Genomic DNA, 14,888 nt, shown 5'->3' with positions numbered 1-14,888 from the left:
ATAGGCCCGGGCCCGGCTCTAAACATTGCCATTGACTAATGGCACCATTGGCTGTTGACTCAGTCACATGATCCTTGGCCGATCGCCCAAGCGCAGCCATGGGGCCTCCGCCGTCGTCACCGGCGCGGGAAGCGGCATCGGAGCCGCGTTCGCCATCGAGCTCGCCCGCCGCGGCAGCGCCGTGGTCTGCAGCGACATCGACGATGACGCCGCCCGGGGCACCGTCGAAGCCATCACCGGCGCGGGTGGCCGCGCCACCGCCGTGCACTGCGACGTCTCAGCGATCGACGAGGTCACCGCGCTGGCCGACACCGCGCAGTCCTGGTTCGGCCACCCGCCCACCCTGGTGATCAACAACGCCGGCGTCGGTGCCGGCGGGCAGCCGATCGGCGAGATGGCGCTGGACGACTGGACCTGGACGCTGGGCATCAACCTGTGGGGCCCTATCCACGGCTGTCACGTGTTCACCCCGATCCTGCGCGAGGCGCGATCCGAGCAACCCCGCGGCATCATCAACGTCGCCTCCGCCGCATCGTTCGGCGCCGCCCCGGAAATGGCGGCCTACAACGTCAGCAAGGCCGGTGTGCTGTCCCTGTCGGAGACCTTGGCAGCCGAGCTGTCCGGTACCGGCATCGGCGTCACCGTGCTGTGCCCGACCTTCGTCAAGACCAACATCGTCGAATCCGGCCGAATCACCGCCCAATCCAGTGAGGCGGCCAACCTGCTGATGCGTTGGACCGGGCTCTCCGCCCAACGCGTTGCCCGCGACTGCTTGGACACGCATGACCGAGGCGGGTTGTACTGCATGCCGCAGCTGGACGCCAAGATCAGTTGGAACATCAAACGTTTCGCGCCGGAGACATTCACCCGAACCATCGGACTGGCATTCCGGGCCAGTGCGGCATTGCCAGGTAGGTCCGACTAAAGGAGATCACGATGGCTCTCGACATGGACGTCATGCTCGCCAAGATCAAGGATCGGCAATGGGCTCTGGCCGATATCGACTGGGACGCACCGGGAGCCGAGCTGATCCGGCCTGAAATGGTGCCGAAACTCAAGAAATTCATGGCCGACCTGTGCTGGATCGAGAATATCGGCGCCCGCGGCTTCGCGGCCATGGCGCGTAAGGCGCCCACCGCGACACTGGCCGAGATCTACCGCTACTTCCATGCCGAGGAGCAACGCCACGCCAACGCCGAGCTGGCGCTGATGAAGCGCTGGGGCATGCTCGAAGACGGCGAGATGCCCGAACCGAATGTGAATATCCGGTTGGCGATGCAGTGGCTCGACGACTACTCCGACGACTTGCCACTGTCGGTGCTGGGCACGGTGATCCCGATGCTGGAGGTCGCACTCGACGGTGCCCTGCTCAAGTTCCTGCTCGACGAGGTCGACGACCCGGTGTGCCATCAGGTGTTCGAGAAGATCAACAACGACGAATCCCGGCACATCGCTGTCGATTTCGAAGTGTTGGAGATGATCGGGCACGCCGACGCCCGCCGGCTGGCGATCGAGTTCGTCGGCACCATAGCCTCCCCTTCGCTGATCGTCGGCGCGCTGATCTCGATCCCACTGCTCAACCGGGTCCGCAACGAGGTGATCGGCATGGGACTCGATCCCCAGCGGCTGTACTCGGCGCTGATGCGTTTCACGCAGTTCGGCGAGCGCGGCGAACACACCCGGCGGGTGCCGGCGTATCAGGTGGTCAAACGCTACTCAGGCTGGATGGCCAACCCGGACAGCCCATATCACCTGCTGGCCAACCCGGCGGTGTGGCTGTCCGGCTTCTACCCCAAGCGCCTGCTCAAGCCGATCCCGAGCTGGTTCAAAGAGCTCACCCACGAACCGGCGGCCTGACGTGGCCCGCGGGCAGATCTACCAGACACTGATCGTTGGTGCCGGATTCAGCGGAATCGGCGCGGCAATCAAACTGGCCGAGGCGGGCCTGGCCGGCGACGACGAGATCATCATTCTGGAACGCAGCGACCGGGTCGGCGGCACCTGGCGCGACACCCGCTATCCCGGTGCGGCGTGCGACATTCCGTCGCTGCTGTACTCCTTCTCCTTCGTCGCCAACCCCACCTGGTCGCGGGCCTACCCTTCAGCCGGCGAGATCTGTGCGCACATAGAGGACATGGTCGACCGGTTCGACCTGCGCCGCCACATCCGGTTCGGCACCGAGGTCACCGGGCTGACTTTCGACGAGGGCGCCGGAGTATGGACAGTGTCGGCCGGGCGCACGAAATTTCGGACCCGCACCGTGGTGCTGGCATCCGGACCGCTGCCGGACTCCAGATTCCCGGCCTTGCGCGGGCTGGATAGCTACACCGGCCACAAGATCCACAGCGCCCGCTGGGATCACGACTACGACTTCACCGGCAAACGGGTCGCGGTCATCGGCACCGGCGCCAGTGCGGTGCAGATCATCCCAGAGCTGGTCGAACAAGCCGGATTCGTCAAGGTCTTTCAGCGCACTCCAGGCTGGGTGATCCCCCGGCTGGACATGGCCGTGCCGGCCGCGGTGCAGGAGCTGTTCGCCAAAGTCCCAGCGGCCCAACAGCTTGCTCGCCAAGCACTGTTCTGGGGGCACGAGGCCAGCGCCACCGCGCTGGTATGGAACACCCCGCTCAGCGGACTGGTCGCTCAACTGGGCAAAGCCCACCTGCGCGCGACAGTCAAGGATCCGTGGTTACGTCGCCAGCTCACCCCGGACTTCACCCCCGGCTGCAAGCGCATGCTGATCTCCAGCGACTACTACCCGGCGCTGCAGCGCGACAACTGCAAGCTGATCTCCTGGCCGATCGCCACTCTCAGTCCATCGGGCATCCGCACCAGCGACGGCGTGGAACACCACCTGGACGCCATCGTGTTCGCGACCGGCTATGACGTACACCTGACCGGCCCGCCCTTTCCGGTCACCGGACTGGACGGCCGGTCACTGGCCAGCGACTGGAGCGGCGGCGGTCAGGCCTTCAAGAGCATTCAGACCCACGGCTACCCGAACCTTTTCTTCATGACCGGCCCCAACTCCGGACCGGGACACAACTCACTGCTGGTCTACGTCGAAGGCCAGATCGACTACGTGGTGCGTGCCATCGGCGCGATCCGCCGGGGACACCTGCGCTACCTCGACGTGCGTGACGCTGTGCAACGTCGCCACAACGAGCAGATTCAGCGCCGGCTGGGCAAGACGACCTGGATGACGGGCTGTCGCAGCTGGTACCTGACCGAGGACGGTTTCAACGCGTCGATGTACCCGGGGTTCGCAACGCAGTATCTTCGGCAGATGCGCAGTTTCCGCCTCGCCGACTACCACGCGGTGGCATGACCGCACCGGATCGTCCCGCCAAGCCCGACTCCATCGCCGGGGTGCTGGCGAATCTGCGGCGGATCCCCCGCCGGGTGCGGCGCGAATCCCGCGAGGTGATCGAGGCCGCGGTGACCCAGCTCTTCGAGATCGTAGTGCGCCACCCGGGCGGCGACACGGCATCCCGGGAGTACCGGATCGACGACCTGGCTCGACTGGGCGGCACCACCACCCGCAACGTGCGGGTCTACCGGGACCGGGATCTGCTCCCACCGCCGCGACGGGTCGGGCGGATCGCGTTGTACAACGACACCCACCTGACCCGGCTGCGGCTGATCACCTCGATGCTCGACCGCGGCTACACCATCGCGCACGTCAAAGAGATGATCGGCGCCTGGGAGCAGGGCAAGGACCTCGGCGACATCCTGGGACTGGAAAGCGCGATCGCCGGTAGCTGGACCACCGAACAGCCCGAGACCATGCCACGCGCGGAAGCCGAGCAGCGAATCGGCGACCCGCCGGCAATGCGGCGGCTGGTGGCGCTCGGGGTGATCCGGCTCAACGAGGCCGACGCGCTGGCCACCATCACCCGGCCCAAGTTGATCGATGCCTTTAACGAGGTCCGCGGCTACGGCATCGCCATCGACAAACTGATCGACCTCTACGAGCAGTCGTTGCCGCACATCGATGCGATCAGCCAGATGCTGGTGCGAGCCGGCGCCGAGCACGTCCTGACCCGGATTCAGCCCGGAGCACCCTTGCCCGCCGACACCGAGATCGCCGAGCTGATCGGCATGCTGGTGCGGTTCCGCACCCAGGCCGTCGCATCCGTGACCGCCACCTTGGCCTCGTCGATCGAATCGACCATCGAGTCGATGGTCAGCGGCCTGCTCACCGAGTCCCTGTTGCACTGACCCTCTGGTGCGTACGGATGCCGCTAGGCCAGGGCCAGGAACAGCTTCTCGAGCTCGTCCTCGGTAAGCGGCGCCTTGCCGCCGGCGGATTCACCGGCCAGGCATTCGCGAAGCCCACTCGCGACGATTTTGAAGCCCGCCCGGTCCAGCGCCCGCGAGACCGCGGCAAGCTGGGTGACCACGTCCTTACAGTCGCGGCCGCCTTCGATCATCGCGATCACTCCGGCGAGCTGGCCGTGCGCACGGCGCAGCCGGTTCAACACCGACTTCACGCTGTCTTCGTCATCAAGCACGTGAGGTCCTCTCCCCGAGCTGCCTGTTATACCCTATAGGGTATCTCACCGAGAGGACGGGGCCGCGGATTCAGCGCTGGGCGATCAGATATGGCGCCAGGGTGGCCAGCTTCTCGCAGGTCTCCTCGAATTCTCGCTCGGGCCGCGACTCGGCGATGACGCCCGCCCCGGCTCGCAACCAGCAGCGCCCGTCGCCCTCGTAGGCCGCTCGCAGCGTCAACGCGGCGTCGAGGCCACCATCGGCCGTGAACATCACCACCGCACCGGAGTACAGACCTCGCGGGCACTCGTCGAGCCGCAGGATTGCGTCGATTCCGGCCGATTTGGGGATCCCTGACGCGGTGACCGCGGGGAACAGCGCTTCGAGGGCATCCATCCGGTCCCGGGCAGGATCCAGCTGCCCGCGCACCGTCGACCCCAAGTGCTGCACGCTCCCCCGCTCGCGCACGGTCATGAAGTCCGCAACAACGGTACTGCCAGGCTCGGCGACCTCAGTGATCTCGTCCACCGATGTGCGGACCGAGATGGCGTGCTCCACGATCTCCTTGGCATCGGACTCGAGCTCGGCTCGAACCACCGCGTCGATTGCGGGATCGCCCGTGCGAGCACGCGTCCCGGCCAGCGGCTCGGTGACCACCACGCCGTCGCCCCGCACCTCGGCGACCAGCTCCGGGCTGTACCCGAGCGCCCGAATCCCGCCCAGCCGCAACAAGAATGACCGAGCCGGAGTGTTGTGCCGCCGACCCAGTCGGTAAGTCGAAGGGAAGTCCAGCGCGAACGGCACGTCGACGCAGCGCGACAGGATCACCTTGCGGTAGGCACCGGCGCGGATCTCGTCGACCGCGGTCGCCACCCGATCGCGATAGCCGGCACCGTCGACGTCGACCACGACCGGCGCCGGCTCGGCCAGCGCGGGAACGCCATCGGCCAACAGCCGCTCCAGCACCGCTACCGCCCGGTCGCTGTGGCCGAACAGCTCGACCTTCTCGGCGGTGACCACGATGCGGGTCTGCGGCCAGAACACCCGCGCCAGCGCGGTGCCCGGCGCCAGCCGTTCCTGCAGCCTGAACCGGTAAGTGCCGAATTCGAAAGCCACCCAGCCAAATACTTCAGCTGCCTCGAGCAGCAACCGGTCCACTGCTTCGCCGAGCACTGCGGCCGGCCGACCCCGCCAGTGTTCGCGACGAACTACCCCGTCACGGACCGTGCGCAACTCGTCACTGTCCAGCTCGACGGCGGCGCGCACGCCGGCAGCCAGGGTCCAACGTCCGCCACGCTCGTAGAGCAGGTATTCCTGACCGTCACCCTCCGGGAGCTCAGCGGCCAGCGCGGCAGCCAGATCAGCCGGCTCGACGCCCGGCGGTAACAGCACCGACGACGCAGCTTCGGAGACTGTTTCGACACCGACCTCTGACACGATTAGTAAATGTAGCCTAACCTACCCAGTGACGTGCGCCTCGCCCCACGAATCCGCGCGGCGTGAGCCTGCGCCGGCGGGCCGGGCACAGCTCATCGGATCAGTGACAGCCGCCGCGGCGAACGGATCGCAGTGATGCGTTACGGGCGTTCACGATTCGGTATCAGTACTCACACAACGGTTGGCAACAAGGGCCCCGGTATGGAATATGGAGTCATGCTAAGTATTCGAAAGCTCGTGGGTTCGATGTTCGTAGCGACAGCCGCGGCGGCGATCGCCGTCGCCCCGGCCGGCGTGATGGCGATGAGCGCGCCGGCGGGCCCGGTCGTGGTGGCCCAGCCGCACGGTGCCGGCGGCCCCGACGGCAACGGTGGCGGCAGCGGCTGCGGCCATGACGCCGGCTGGCAGGGCTGCGGCGGCTTCATTCCCGGCCAGGGTGGCTTCGGCCACGGTTGTATCCAGGGCATCTGCGGCAGCTGGGATGGTGGCCGCGGCTGGTTCAGCGGCTGATTTGCCGCAACGCTGGCCGCTCGGCGACACGGTGCGCGCCCGGCTTGGAGCGACAACTTCCGACAGCTGCGGCCGTGGGCAACAGTTGTCGCGCAAAGGCGGGCACCACACCACATGGTCGAGATTCGTGCACGCGGCTCATCAGACCGCCGCGAACCGCGCTGACCCGCCTTAAGCCAACAGCGAGCGCACCACCGCGTCGGCCAGTAGCCGACCACGATCGGTCAACACCAGCCGCTCATCGTCGATGTGCAGCAGTCCGTCGGCAACCGCGGTCGCGGCGCGCTCACGCTCGTCGGCACCCAGATCCGCCAGCGCCAGACCGTCACGCATCCGCAGCCGCAACATCACGTCCTCGGTATGCCGGTCGGCCTCGGAGAGCTCCTCGAAGCCGGCCACCGGCAGCGCGCCCTGCTCCAATAGCTGCGCATAAGTGTTGGGGTGCTTGACGTTCCACCAACGCAGCGCGCCATCGTAACTGTGCGCGCCCGGGCCCGCACCCCACCATCGGCCGCCGTTCCAGTAGCCCAGGTTGTGCCGGCAGGCCGCGCCGGGCCGGCTCCAGTTGGACACCTCGTACCAGTCCATCCCCGCCGCCCGCAGCCGGGCGTCGACCAGCTCATAGCGGTGCGCCGCCACATCACCCTCGGGAGCCGGTAACTCCCCGCGCCGCACCCGACGGGCCAGCGCGGTGCCGTCCTCCACGATCAGGCTGTAGGCCGAGACGTGATCCACACCCGCCTCGAGCGCGGCGTCCACCGAACGCAGCAGATCATCAACGGTCTCGCCGGGGGTGCCGTAGATCAGGTCGATATTGAGGTGCTCGAAGCCGGCGGCACGCGCCTCGCGCGCCGCCGCCACCGGCCGGCCCGGCGAATGGATGCGGTCCAGGGTGGCCAGCACGCGCGGCGACACCGACTGCATGCCCAGCGACACCCGGGTGTAGCCGGCGGCAAGGATCGTCTCGAAGAACTCCGGCGACGTCGACTCAGGGTTCGCCTCGGTGGTGACCTCGGCGTCCTCGGCCAGTCCGAAGTGCTTGCGCACTTGGTCGAGCACGCGCGCCAGCCGCGGGCCGCCCAGCAGCGACGGCGTGCCGCCTCCCACGAATACCGTGTCAGCCGGCTGGCGCCCCAGCCGGGCGGCGGCCAGTTCCAGTTCCTTGTCCAGCGCGGCCACCCAGGCGTCGGGGTTTGCGCCGCCGAGCTCCGCCGGGGTGTAGGTGTTGAAGTCGCAGTAGCCGCACCGGGTGAAACAGAACGGCACGTGCACATACACCCCGAACGGGCCGTCGTGGCCGCGCTGGGCCGGCGCCGCGTCGGGCAGCGCTACGGCAGTCGGGGTCGGGGTCATGAGGCCCGATCATCCCACGGTGTCGCGGGCGGCGCTGTTCGCCGGCGCCTCAGTCGGCTGGCGCGCCGGTCCCGGGGGTGTCCTCGTAGAGCGTCGTCACATAGTGGGTCAGCGAGCCGACCGGCACGGTCGAGGCGGCACCACTGCGCGGCACGCATTCCGACCAGGCCCCGGGGCCCCGGTTGGCCATGATGCGCTTGGCGACGGCGATCTGCTGTTGTTTGGTGGCCTGCGAGGGCAGTCCCACCCCGCCGTTGCTGTCCCAGTCCGCCGCGCTGATCTGCAGCCCGCCATAGCCGCCGTCGCCGGTATCGGCCGACCAGTTCCCGCCGGACTCGCACAGGGCGATGGCTTCCCAATCGATCGGATCGGCGCTCGCCGCGCCGGACAACTCGGCGGCCCCGACCAGCAGCACGCCCGCCGTCAACGCTGTGAACTTCCTCATACCAACTCCACCTTGCTCGCCAGCCAGCGGCCGTCGACCTTGTCCATGGTCATCCGGATCCGGCTGTGGTCGAGCACGGGTTCGGGGTTGTCGGCGTTGCGCACCGCCTGGTCGACCAGCAGCACCACCACGGCGTGGTTGCGGTCGGCGGATTTCAGTACCGCCTCGGCAACATGCCCGCGTGCCGTCGCCCTGTTGTCGATCAGTTGCTGACGCAACCGCACGCTGGAGCGGGTGTGCATGGTCCGGAACTGCCCGGTCGATCCGTCGGTGATGTCGGCGAAATTGCGATCGACGTTGTCGGCATCGATATTGCTCAGCCGCAACACATATGCCTCTGCGGCCTCCAGGGCCTGCTCACCGGCGAGGTGGGTTTGGTAATGCTGGACCGCCAGCCATCCGCCGCAACCGACGGTGGCCGCCAGCGTCGCCACGGCCAGCCAGCGGCGCAACTGAGCACGGCCGCTCGTGCGCGGCGGCGGGTCGGCCACCGGCAGTGGTTCCCACGCCGGTTCCCATCCGAAGTCGATACTCACCTAGTCCCACCCGCCTTCCGATCGGCTGTCGTCTGCGGTGGCCCGGCGCCGGGGCGCATCGCCCCCGACCGTTCCGATCCGCTCCCCCGGCCCGACCCCGTAGCATCGAGCACCAGATGAGTTTTGCTCACGCTGATCACAACTTTGCGCCGGTAAGGAAGATTTTCGGCATCCATGGCATAATCGGCGCTGTGACCGCCGCCTACTGCACCTCGTCCGGGGTTGCCTTGGTGGCTCGGCGGCATATCGATTTCAAGCGTGTTTGCAGCTGTCGCTGTCTGCCTTGATGTCGTAGAACCGCCCACCTGTATTTTCCAGCTGGCCGCCGGATCTGCGCCGCCGGAGACAGTCGCCGGTGAACTGCGCTCAATCCCGCCGGCTCCTCTTTGAAGGAGAATCATGACCGCCACTCCGACCGCTCCCCCGAGCAAGGCCAAGCGCAGCGAGGCCCAGTGGGCGCTCGGCGAGACCGAACCGGTCAACCACAACGAGCAGTTCAAGCAGGAAGACCCGGCGCTGAACGTGCAGGCCCGGATCGTCGATGTGTACTCCAAGCAGGGGTTCGACTCCATCACCAAGGACGACCTGCGCGGGCGCTTCCGCTGGATGGGCCTCTACACCCAGCGTGAGCAGGGCTATGACGGCACCTTCACCGGCGACGAGAACGCTGACCTGCTGGAGGCCAAGTACTTCATGATGCGGGTGCGCTGCGACGGCAAGGCGCTGTCGGCCGCCGCGATGCGGACCCTGGGGCAGATCTCGGTCGACTACGCCCGCAACACCGCAGACATCTCCGACCGCAACAATCTGCAGTACCACTGGATCGAGATCGAGAAGGTCCCAGAGATCTGGGAGCAGCTGGACGCGGTCGGGCTGCAGACCATCGAGGCCTGCGGCGACTGCCCGCGCGGCCTGCTCGGGTCACCGCTGGCCGGGGAATCGCTGGACGAGGTGCTCGACCCCTCCCCCGCGCTCGACGAAATCGTGCGCCGGTACATCGGCAACCCGGAGTTCGCGAACCTGCCGCGCAAGTTCAAGACCGCCGTCTCCGGTCTGCCGGACGTCGCCCACGAGATCAACGACATCTCCTTCATCGGCGTCAACCACCCCGAGCACGGCCCCGGCCTGGACCTCTGGGTGGGCGGCGGCCTGTCCACCAACCCGATGCTGGCCCAGCGCCTGGGCGCGTGGGTGCCGCTGGACGAGGTCCCCGACGTGTGGGAGGCCGTCACGAGCCTGTTCCGCGACTACGGCTACCGCCGGCTGCGGTCCAAGGCCCGGCTGAAGTTCCTGGTCAAGGACTGGGGTATTGGAAAATTCAGGGAAGTTCTGGAACGGGAATACCTGGGACGGCCGCTGATCGACGGGCCGGCACCCGAGCAGCACACCGCGACTGTCGACCACGTGGGGGTGCAGAAGACCCGCAACGGCCACAACGCGGTCGGGGTGGCCCCGATCTCCGGTCGGGTGAACGGCGCCACGCTGCTCAAGGTCGCGGAACTGATGGAGCAGGTCGGTTCCGACCGGGCCCGGTTCACGCCGTACCAGAAGCTGGTCATCCTCGACGTTCCCGACGACAAGGTCGACGGCCTGGTGGCGGAGCTGGATGCGCTGGGTCTGCCGGCCAACCCGTCGCCGTGGCGACGCAACCTGATGGCCTGCACCGGACTGGAGTTCTGCAAGCTGTCGTTCGTCGAGACCCGGGTGCGCGCCCAGAGCCTGGTCCCCGAACTCGAGCAACGCCTCGACGACCTCAACGCCGTCTTGGACGTGCCGGTCACGGTCAACATCAATGGGTGCCCGAACTCGTGCGCCCGCATCCAGGTGGCCGACATCGGGTTCAAGGGCCAGATGATCGACGACGGCAACGGCAATTCGGTCCCCGGCTTCCAGGTGCACCTCGGTGGCAGCCTGGGCGCCGACAGCGGGTTCGGCCGCAAGCTGCGCCAGCACAAGGTCTACAGCGACGAACTCGGCGACTACATCGAGCGGGTGGTGCGCAACTTCATCAAACAACGCAGCGCCGGTGAGCGTTTCGCCCAGTGGGCGGTGCGTGCTGAAGAAGACGATCTGCGATGAGGCCTCACAGCGAAGCGGAGTTGCGTGAACTGGCCGCCAAGGGCGCGGCCGAGCTCGACGGCGCCAGTGCCACCGAGCTGCTGGAGTGGACGGATGCGAACTTCGGCGGGGTGAATGGGCTCGACGGTTCAGCAGGACCCGCCTCCTGCAATTACGTGGTGGCCTCCAACATGGCCGACGCGGTGCTGGTGGACCTGGCGGCCAAGGTCCGTGCGGGGGTTCCGGTGTTGTTCCTCGACACCGGCTACCACTTCGCCGAGACCATCGGTACCCGCGACGCGGTGGAGGCGATGTATGACATCGCGTTGGTCAACGTCACCCCGGAGCAGACCGTGGCGGAGCAGGACGCGACCCACGGCAAGGACCTGTTCGGATCCAATCCGGCGCTGTGCTGCCGACTGCGCAAGGTCGAGCCGTTGTCCCGCACCCTGCACAACTACTCGGCGTGGGTCACCGGGTTGCGTCGAGTGGAAGCGCCGACGCGCGCCAATGCACCGCTGATCAGCTTCGACGAGCAGTTCGGTCTGGTGAAGGTCAACCCGATCGCCGCATGGTCCGACGAGGAGTTCGACGCCTACATCGTTGCCAACAACGTGCTGGTCAACCCGCTGATCGACGAGGGTTACCCGTCGATCGGCTGCGCGCCGTGCACGATCAAGCCGGCGGCCGGCGCCGATCCACGCAGCGGACGCTGGGCCGGCCTGGCCAAGACCGAATGCGGGCTTCACGCCTCGTGACCACCACGCTGGTGCTGACCGCGCACGGCAGCCGGGATCCGCGCGCGGCGGCCAACACCCATGCGATCGCCGGGCACCTGCGCCGGGTCGCGCCCGAATACGCCGTGCGGGTGGCGTTCTGCGAACACAGCAGCCCGAACCTGCGCGATGTGCTGCGCGAAGCCGGCGGCAACGGCGGCGACACCATCGTCGTGCCCCTGCTGTTGGCCAGCGCCTACCACGCCCGCGTCGATATTCCGGCGATGATCGCGGAGTCCGGCGTCGCCGTGCGAGTCGCTCCAACGCTGGGTGAGGACAGCCGCCTGGTGCAGGTCCTCGGCGAACGCCTGTCGAGCGCCGGCGCCTCGCGGTTCGACCCGGAGCTGGGCGTCGTGGTGGTCGCGGTGGGCTCGTCGCGTCCTGCGGCCAACGCCCAGACCGCCACGATCGCGGCCCCGTTGTCTCGCGGAACACGTTGGGCCGGAGTCGAAGTCGCGTTCGCCACTGAAGGTCCCCAGCCTTCGGTGCCCGAGGCCGTCGAACGGTTGCGGGCACGCGGTGCCACGAGGCTGATGATCGCCCCGTGGTTTTTGGCCCACGGCAGAATCACCGACCGGGTCGCCGCCTACGCCGCACAGGCGGGAATCCCGGTGGCCGAGCCGCTCGGCGCGCACCGCCTGGTGGCCGCAACCGTGCTGGACCGCATCGAAGACGTCCTGACGGCACAGAGCGCCGCCTGACGAACGACGGTCCGCCCACGACCGCTCCGTAGTGAAACCCGTCACAGCGCTCATCGCCACCCTTCACCCTTAGTATGGTTAGCCTAACCTACGTAAGGAGCTTGGGTGACGTCCACGGGCGAGGATCCCCTTATCGCGAGAATGGTAATTCGTCGGCGGTTCGCGTTGCACGAATCGTGTACCAGGCTTCGCCAGCTCCATCCGCAATGCCCACGAACCTACGGCGTCGCGGTTCTCGCTGACGTCAACAAGCGCCGATGGTTCCCCTTGGATTCGGTCTTCACCATCGATCGCCTGCGGATCCGCTTCGACGAGACCGCCGCTTTGACCGATCGACGCGCGGCAGGAAACGTACTGGCTGCCCGCCTGATCCACGAGGTGCTGGGCCGACTTCTCCCCCTGGTGCTACTCGAGGGACGCGCGTGGGACACCGGTCTGGAGAACCTGTGGGTGCACTTCGACCGGGACAACGACATCGACTGGGTGGCCGTTGTCGACCCGACCGTGCGGGCACTTCCCGACGATCCCTGGATCAACGGGACGGACGAGCGCTCTCACACCGACACGGTGGTGGTGCTGCCGAGCGAGTCGGCCCTGACCACCTGGGCGGCCCACCGCTGCCACCGAACCTTGGCGCCGCTGTTCGTCCGGCTCCACGCGGTGTGCGAGGGCGCGATCTCGATCTCGTCGATGTGGCAGCTTCTGGGATCGACGGTGGTGGTGGCCGCCGCTCAGCTGCCGCGCCGCACCGAGCAGGACGAGGCCATCAGCTTCCGGCGAAGTCAGGCCATCCTGGACGCAATGGTCGGCTTCGGCCTGCCGGTGCGGGGGCCCGCCATGTCGGCGGTCCAGCCGAGGACGGCCCTACGTCGGGTCCCCACCAGCACCGTATCGAGTTCGGGCGGGCACCAACTGTGAACTCCCGCCCCGATTTCTCGATGATCGTCGGCTACGGCAGCGACATGGGCAACGCCGAGGACGCCGCCATGTCCTTCGCCGAAGCCTTCGCAGAAACCACCGGTCGCCCCGCAGAAGCCGTCGAACTCAACCAAGTCGACATCACCGAGCTGCAGTCGGCCACCCACCTCGTCGTCGTCACCTCCACCTGGGGCGACGGCGAGTTTCCCGACAACGCCAACCTGTTCTGGGAGGCACTGAGCGCCGACGCCGCCGACCGTCTGGAACACCTGTGTTTCGCCGTACTCGCCCTCGGCGACACCGGCTACGACTTGTTCTGCAACGCCGGCCGACTGCTCGACGAACGTCTCGAGCAGCTGGGCGCCACCCGGTTGACCGAACGCGTCGAGATCGACGGCTCCTACGCCAAGCCGGCCGCGGCCTGGACGACCGACGTCGTCAAACTCCTGTCAGCCGAGCACACCACGCCCACTGCCGGCGTCGTCGTGACCAGCCGAGCGGCACACACTCCCGATGAGGCCCCATCGACCAACCCCGACCGGGACCACCCGTTCGAAGCCCGTGTAGTGGTCAACCGGCTGCTCACAGCGCCGGGATCCGACAAGGAAGTCCGTCACTACGAGCTGGACCTCACCGGTTCCGGCATCGCCTATGCCGCAGGCGATTCCCTGGCCGTGCATCCGACCAACGATCCCGCCCTCGTCGACGCCATACTGGCCGAGTTCGGCCTGAGACCCGACCATACGGTGCCCGGCCACGACGAGCCCCTCGGCGCGCTGCTCACGCATCGCCTCGAGATCCGGACGCCATCGCGGGCGCTGCGAGAACTGACCGCGTCACGCACCCGCGATGAGCATGCCGCAGCCTCCCTCAACGGGAATGCCGGTGTGGCACAGGGCTCATGGCTCTACGGCAGAGACGTACTCGACCTGATCAGACTGGGATCGCTGACCGCGGACGAGGTGATCGACATGCTGCGTCCGCTTCAGTACCGCGACTACTCGATAGCGTCGAGCCCGCTGGTCAGCCCCGACCACGTGCACCTGACCGTCGCGACCGTGCGTTATCGCCTCGCCGACCGCCACTACGGCGGCGTGGCCACCACGTTCCTGGCCGATCGCGCCGACTCAGTGCGAGTCCACCTGCGGCCCACCCACTCCTTCCGACTGCCCCGGCCCGACGTACCGGTCATCATGGTCGGCCCCGGGACCGGGGTGGCGCCGTTTCGAGCGTTCCTGCAAGAACGCTGCGCCGCCGGCGCGAAGGGACGGTCGTGGCTGTTCTTCGGGAACCGGCGCCGGACCAGTGACTTCCTCTACCGAGACGAGTTCGAGGACTACCTCAGGTCAGGGGTGCTGTCTCGCCTCGACCTCGCGTTCTCCCGCGACGGCGCCGCCGACGCACCGAACCGGTATGTCCAGCAACGGATGTGGGAGCACTCGACCGAGCTCTTCAGGTGGCTCGAAGAAGGTGCGCAGCTCTACGTGTGCGGTGATGCCGAACGCATGGCCAAGGACGTCGACGCCGCTTTGCACGCCGTGGTGGCCAGCGCCGGCAACATGGATACCGCTGCGGCGCACGCGTATGTCAACCAGCTCATCAAGACGCACCGCTACCTACGCGACGTCTACTAGGGCATACCGGCAGTCCGGCCGCAGGG

The 14,888-nt window shown here is 67.5% G+C and carries 16 protein-coding genes; 11 read left to right on the top strand and 5 right to left on the bottom strand.

Going from position 1 to position 14,888, the window contains the following annotated elements:
- Positions 1 to 67: 67 nt before the first annotated feature.
- The 4 genes from MJO54_RS08485 to MJO54_RS08470 are packed head-to-tail and all read left to right on the top strand — an operon-like array spanning position 68 to position 4,221.
- A complete protein-coding gene (locus tag MJO54_RS08485; RefSeq protein ID WP_046283723.1) occupies positions 68 to 925 on the top strand; it encodes an SDR family NAD(P)-dependent oxidoreductase in 858 nt (285 codons plus the stop codon).
- 11 nt (positions 926 to 936) lie between these two features.
- Positions 937 to 1,857 (top strand): hypothetical protein, encoded by a 921-nt coding sequence (locus MJO54_RS08480; protein WP_046283724.1) that lies wholly within the window; start codon positions 937 to 939, stop codon positions 1,855 to 1,857.
- A gap of 1 nt (position 1,858) precedes the next feature.
- A complete protein-coding gene (locus tag MJO54_RS08475; protein WP_046283725.1) occupies positions 1,859 to 3,328 on the top strand; it encodes a flavin-containing monooxygenase in 1,470 nt (489 codons plus the stop codon).
- Positions 3,325 to 4,221: a MerR family transcriptional regulator gene (locus MJO54_RS08470; RefSeq protein WP_046283726.1), complete on the top strand. Its 897-nt coding sequence runs from the start codon at positions 3,325 to 3,327 to the stop codon at positions 4,219 to 4,221. Before MJO54_RS08475 ends, MJO54_RS08470 begins: the two co-directional genes overlap by 4 nt.
- Positions 4,222 to 4,244: 23 nt before the next feature.
- Here the strand turns inward: MJO54_RS08470 and MJO54_RS08465 are convergent, their stop codons facing one another.
- Positions 4,245 to 4,514 (bottom strand): metal-sensitive transcriptional regulator, encoded by a 270-nt coding sequence (locus MJO54_RS08465; RefSeq protein WP_046283727.1) that lies wholly within the window; start codon positions 4,512 to 4,514, stop codon positions 4,245 to 4,247.
- Between the two features lie 70 nt (positions 4,515 to 4,584).
- Entirely contained in the window at positions 4,585 to 5,931 is a 1,347-nt protein-coding gene (locus MJO54_RS08460) for a salicylate synthase (protein WP_046283728.1), read from the bottom strand.
- Between the two features lie 246 nt (positions 5,932 to 6,177).
- On the opposite strand from MJO54_RS08460, the gene MJO54_RS08455 reads away from it, so the two are divergent.
- Positions 6,178 to 6,441 carry a hypothetical protein gene (locus tag MJO54_RS08455; protein WP_396878618.1) on the top strand — a complete coding sequence of 88 codons (264 nt, stop codon included), beginning with the start codon at positions 6,178 to 6,180 and terminating at the stop codon, positions 6,439 to 6,441.
- 171 nt (positions 6,442 to 6,612) lie between these two features.
- On the opposite strand, the gene hemW is transcribed toward MJO54_RS08455, so the two are convergent.
- From hemW to MJO54_RS08440, 3 genes are read right to left on the bottom strand one after another with little or no spacing between them, the layout of a single operon-like run.
- Positions 6,613 to 7,794 carry a radical SAM family heme chaperone HemW gene (gene hemW, locus MJO54_RS08450; RefSeq protein ID WP_046283729.1) on the bottom strand — a complete coding sequence of 394 codons (1,182 nt, stop codon included), beginning with the start codon at positions 7,792 to 7,794 and terminating at the stop codon, positions 6,613 to 6,615.
- A 49-nt stretch (positions 7,795 to 7,843) separates the two neighbouring features.
- Positions 7,844 to 8,239 carry a transglycosylase family protein gene (locus MJO54_RS08445; protein WP_046283730.1) on the bottom strand — a complete coding sequence of 132 codons (396 nt, stop codon included), beginning with the start codon at positions 8,237 to 8,239 and terminating at the stop codon, positions 7,844 to 7,846.
- Positions 8,236 to 8,775: an Rv1363c family protein gene (locus MJO54_RS08440; RefSeq protein WP_233428525.1), complete on the bottom strand. Its 540-nt coding sequence runs from the start codon at positions 8,773 to 8,775 to the stop codon at positions 8,236 to 8,238. The genes MJO54_RS08445 and MJO54_RS08440 overlap by 4 nt, the downstream gene beginning before the upstream one ends.
- Before the next feature lie 116 nt (positions 8,776 to 8,891).
- Between MJO54_RS08440 and MJO54_RS23755 the strand changes: the two genes are divergently transcribed.
- The 6 genes from MJO54_RS23755 to MJO54_RS08415 all read left to right on the top strand — a co-directional run bounded on the left by MJO54_RS23755 (position 8,892) and on the right by MJO54_RS08415 (position 14,862).
- Positions 8,892 to 9,062 (top strand): Ms4527A family Cys-rich leader peptide, encoded by a 171-nt coding sequence (locus tag MJO54_RS23755; RefSeq protein WP_350223005.1) that lies wholly within the window; start codon positions 8,892 to 8,894, stop codon positions 9,060 to 9,062.
- Positions 9,063 to 9,174: 112 nt separating this feature from the next.
- Positions 9,175 to 10,854 (top strand): nitrite/sulfite reductase, encoded by a 1,680-nt coding sequence (locus MJO54_RS08435; RefSeq protein ID WP_046283731.1) that lies wholly within the window; start codon positions 9,175 to 9,177, stop codon positions 10,852 to 10,854.
- On the top strand, positions 10,851 to 11,591 hold the full coding sequence (locus MJO54_RS08430; protein WP_046283732.1) for a phosphoadenylyl-sulfate reductase: 741 nt from the start codon (positions 10,851 to 10,853) through the stop codon (positions 11,589 to 11,591). The genes MJO54_RS08435 and MJO54_RS08430 overlap by 4 nt, the downstream gene beginning before the upstream one ends.
- Entirely contained in the window at positions 11,570 to 12,310 is a 741-nt protein-coding gene (locus tag MJO54_RS08425; protein WP_046283733.1) for a sirohydrochlorin chelatase, read from the top strand. Before MJO54_RS08430 ends, MJO54_RS08425 begins: the two co-directional genes overlap by 22 nt.
- A gap of 105 nt (positions 12,311 to 12,415) precedes the next feature.
- Positions 12,416 to 13,228, top strand: a complete 813-nt coding sequence (locus MJO54_RS08420; RefSeq protein WP_046283734.1) for an iron reductase — start codon at positions 12,416 to 12,418, stop codon at positions 13,226 to 13,228.
- Complete coding sequence (locus MJO54_RS08415; RefSeq protein ID WP_046283735.1) at positions 13,225 to 14,862, top strand: diflavin oxidoreductase; 1,638 nt, start codon at positions 13,225 to 13,227, stop codon at positions 14,860 to 14,862. Before MJO54_RS08420 ends, MJO54_RS08415 begins: the two co-directional genes overlap by 4 nt.
- Positions 14,863 to 14,888: the final 26 nt, after the last annotated feature.

Source organism: Mycolicibacter virginiensis (genome assembly GCF_022374935.2).
GTDB lineage: Bacteria > Actinomycetota > Actinomycetes > Mycobacteriales > Mycobacteriaceae > Mycobacterium > Mycobacterium virginiense.
Note: the sequence above shows the minus strand (reverse complement) of the source record. Positions and strands in the feature narration are given on the sequence as shown.

What these genes read in the sequence shown, in the direction of transcription:
- MJO54_RS23755 (WP_350223005.1), top strand. Translation starts at nt 8,892, where the DNA reads ATGAGTTTTGCTCACGCTGATCACAACTTTGCGCCGGTAAGGAAGATT.
- MJO54_RS08435 (WP_046283731.1), top strand. Translation starts at nt 9,175, where the DNA reads ATGACCGCCACTCCGACCGCTCCCCCGAGCAAGGCCAAGCGCAGCGAG.
- hemW (WP_046283729.1), bottom strand. Translation starts at nt 7,794, where the DNA reads ATGACCCCGACCCCGACTGCCGTAGCGCTGCCCGACGCGGCGCCGGCC.
- MJO54_RS08485 (WP_046283723.1), top strand. Translation starts at nt 68, where the DNA reads ATGATCCTTGGCCGATCGCCCAAGCGCAGCCATGGGGCCTCCGCCGTC.
- MJO54_RS08430 (WP_046283732.1), top strand. Translation starts at nt 10,851, where the DNA reads ATGAGGCCTCACAGCGAAGCGGAGTTGCGTGAACTGGCCGCCAAGGGC.
- MJO54_RS08425 (WP_046283733.1), top strand. Translation starts at nt 11,570, where the DNA reads ATGCGGGCTTCACGCCTCGTGACCACCACGCTGGTGCTGACCGCGCAC.
- MJO54_RS08480 (WP_046283724.1), top strand. Translation starts at nt 937, where the DNA reads ATGGCTCTCGACATGGACGTCATGCTCGCCAAGATCAAGGATCGGCAA.
- MJO54_RS08455 (WP_396878618.1), top strand. Translation starts at nt 6,178, where the DNA reads ATGTTCGTAGCGACAGCCGCGGCGGCGATCGCCGTCGCCCCGGCCGGC.
- MJO54_RS08470 (WP_046283726.1), top strand. Translation starts at nt 3,325, where the DNA reads ATGACCGCACCGGATCGTCCCGCCAAGCCCGACTCCATCGCCGGGGTG.
- MJO54_RS08445 (WP_046283730.1), bottom strand. Translation starts at nt 8,239, where the DNA reads ATGAGGAAGTTCACAGCGTTGACGGCGGGCGTGCTGCTGGTCGGGGCC.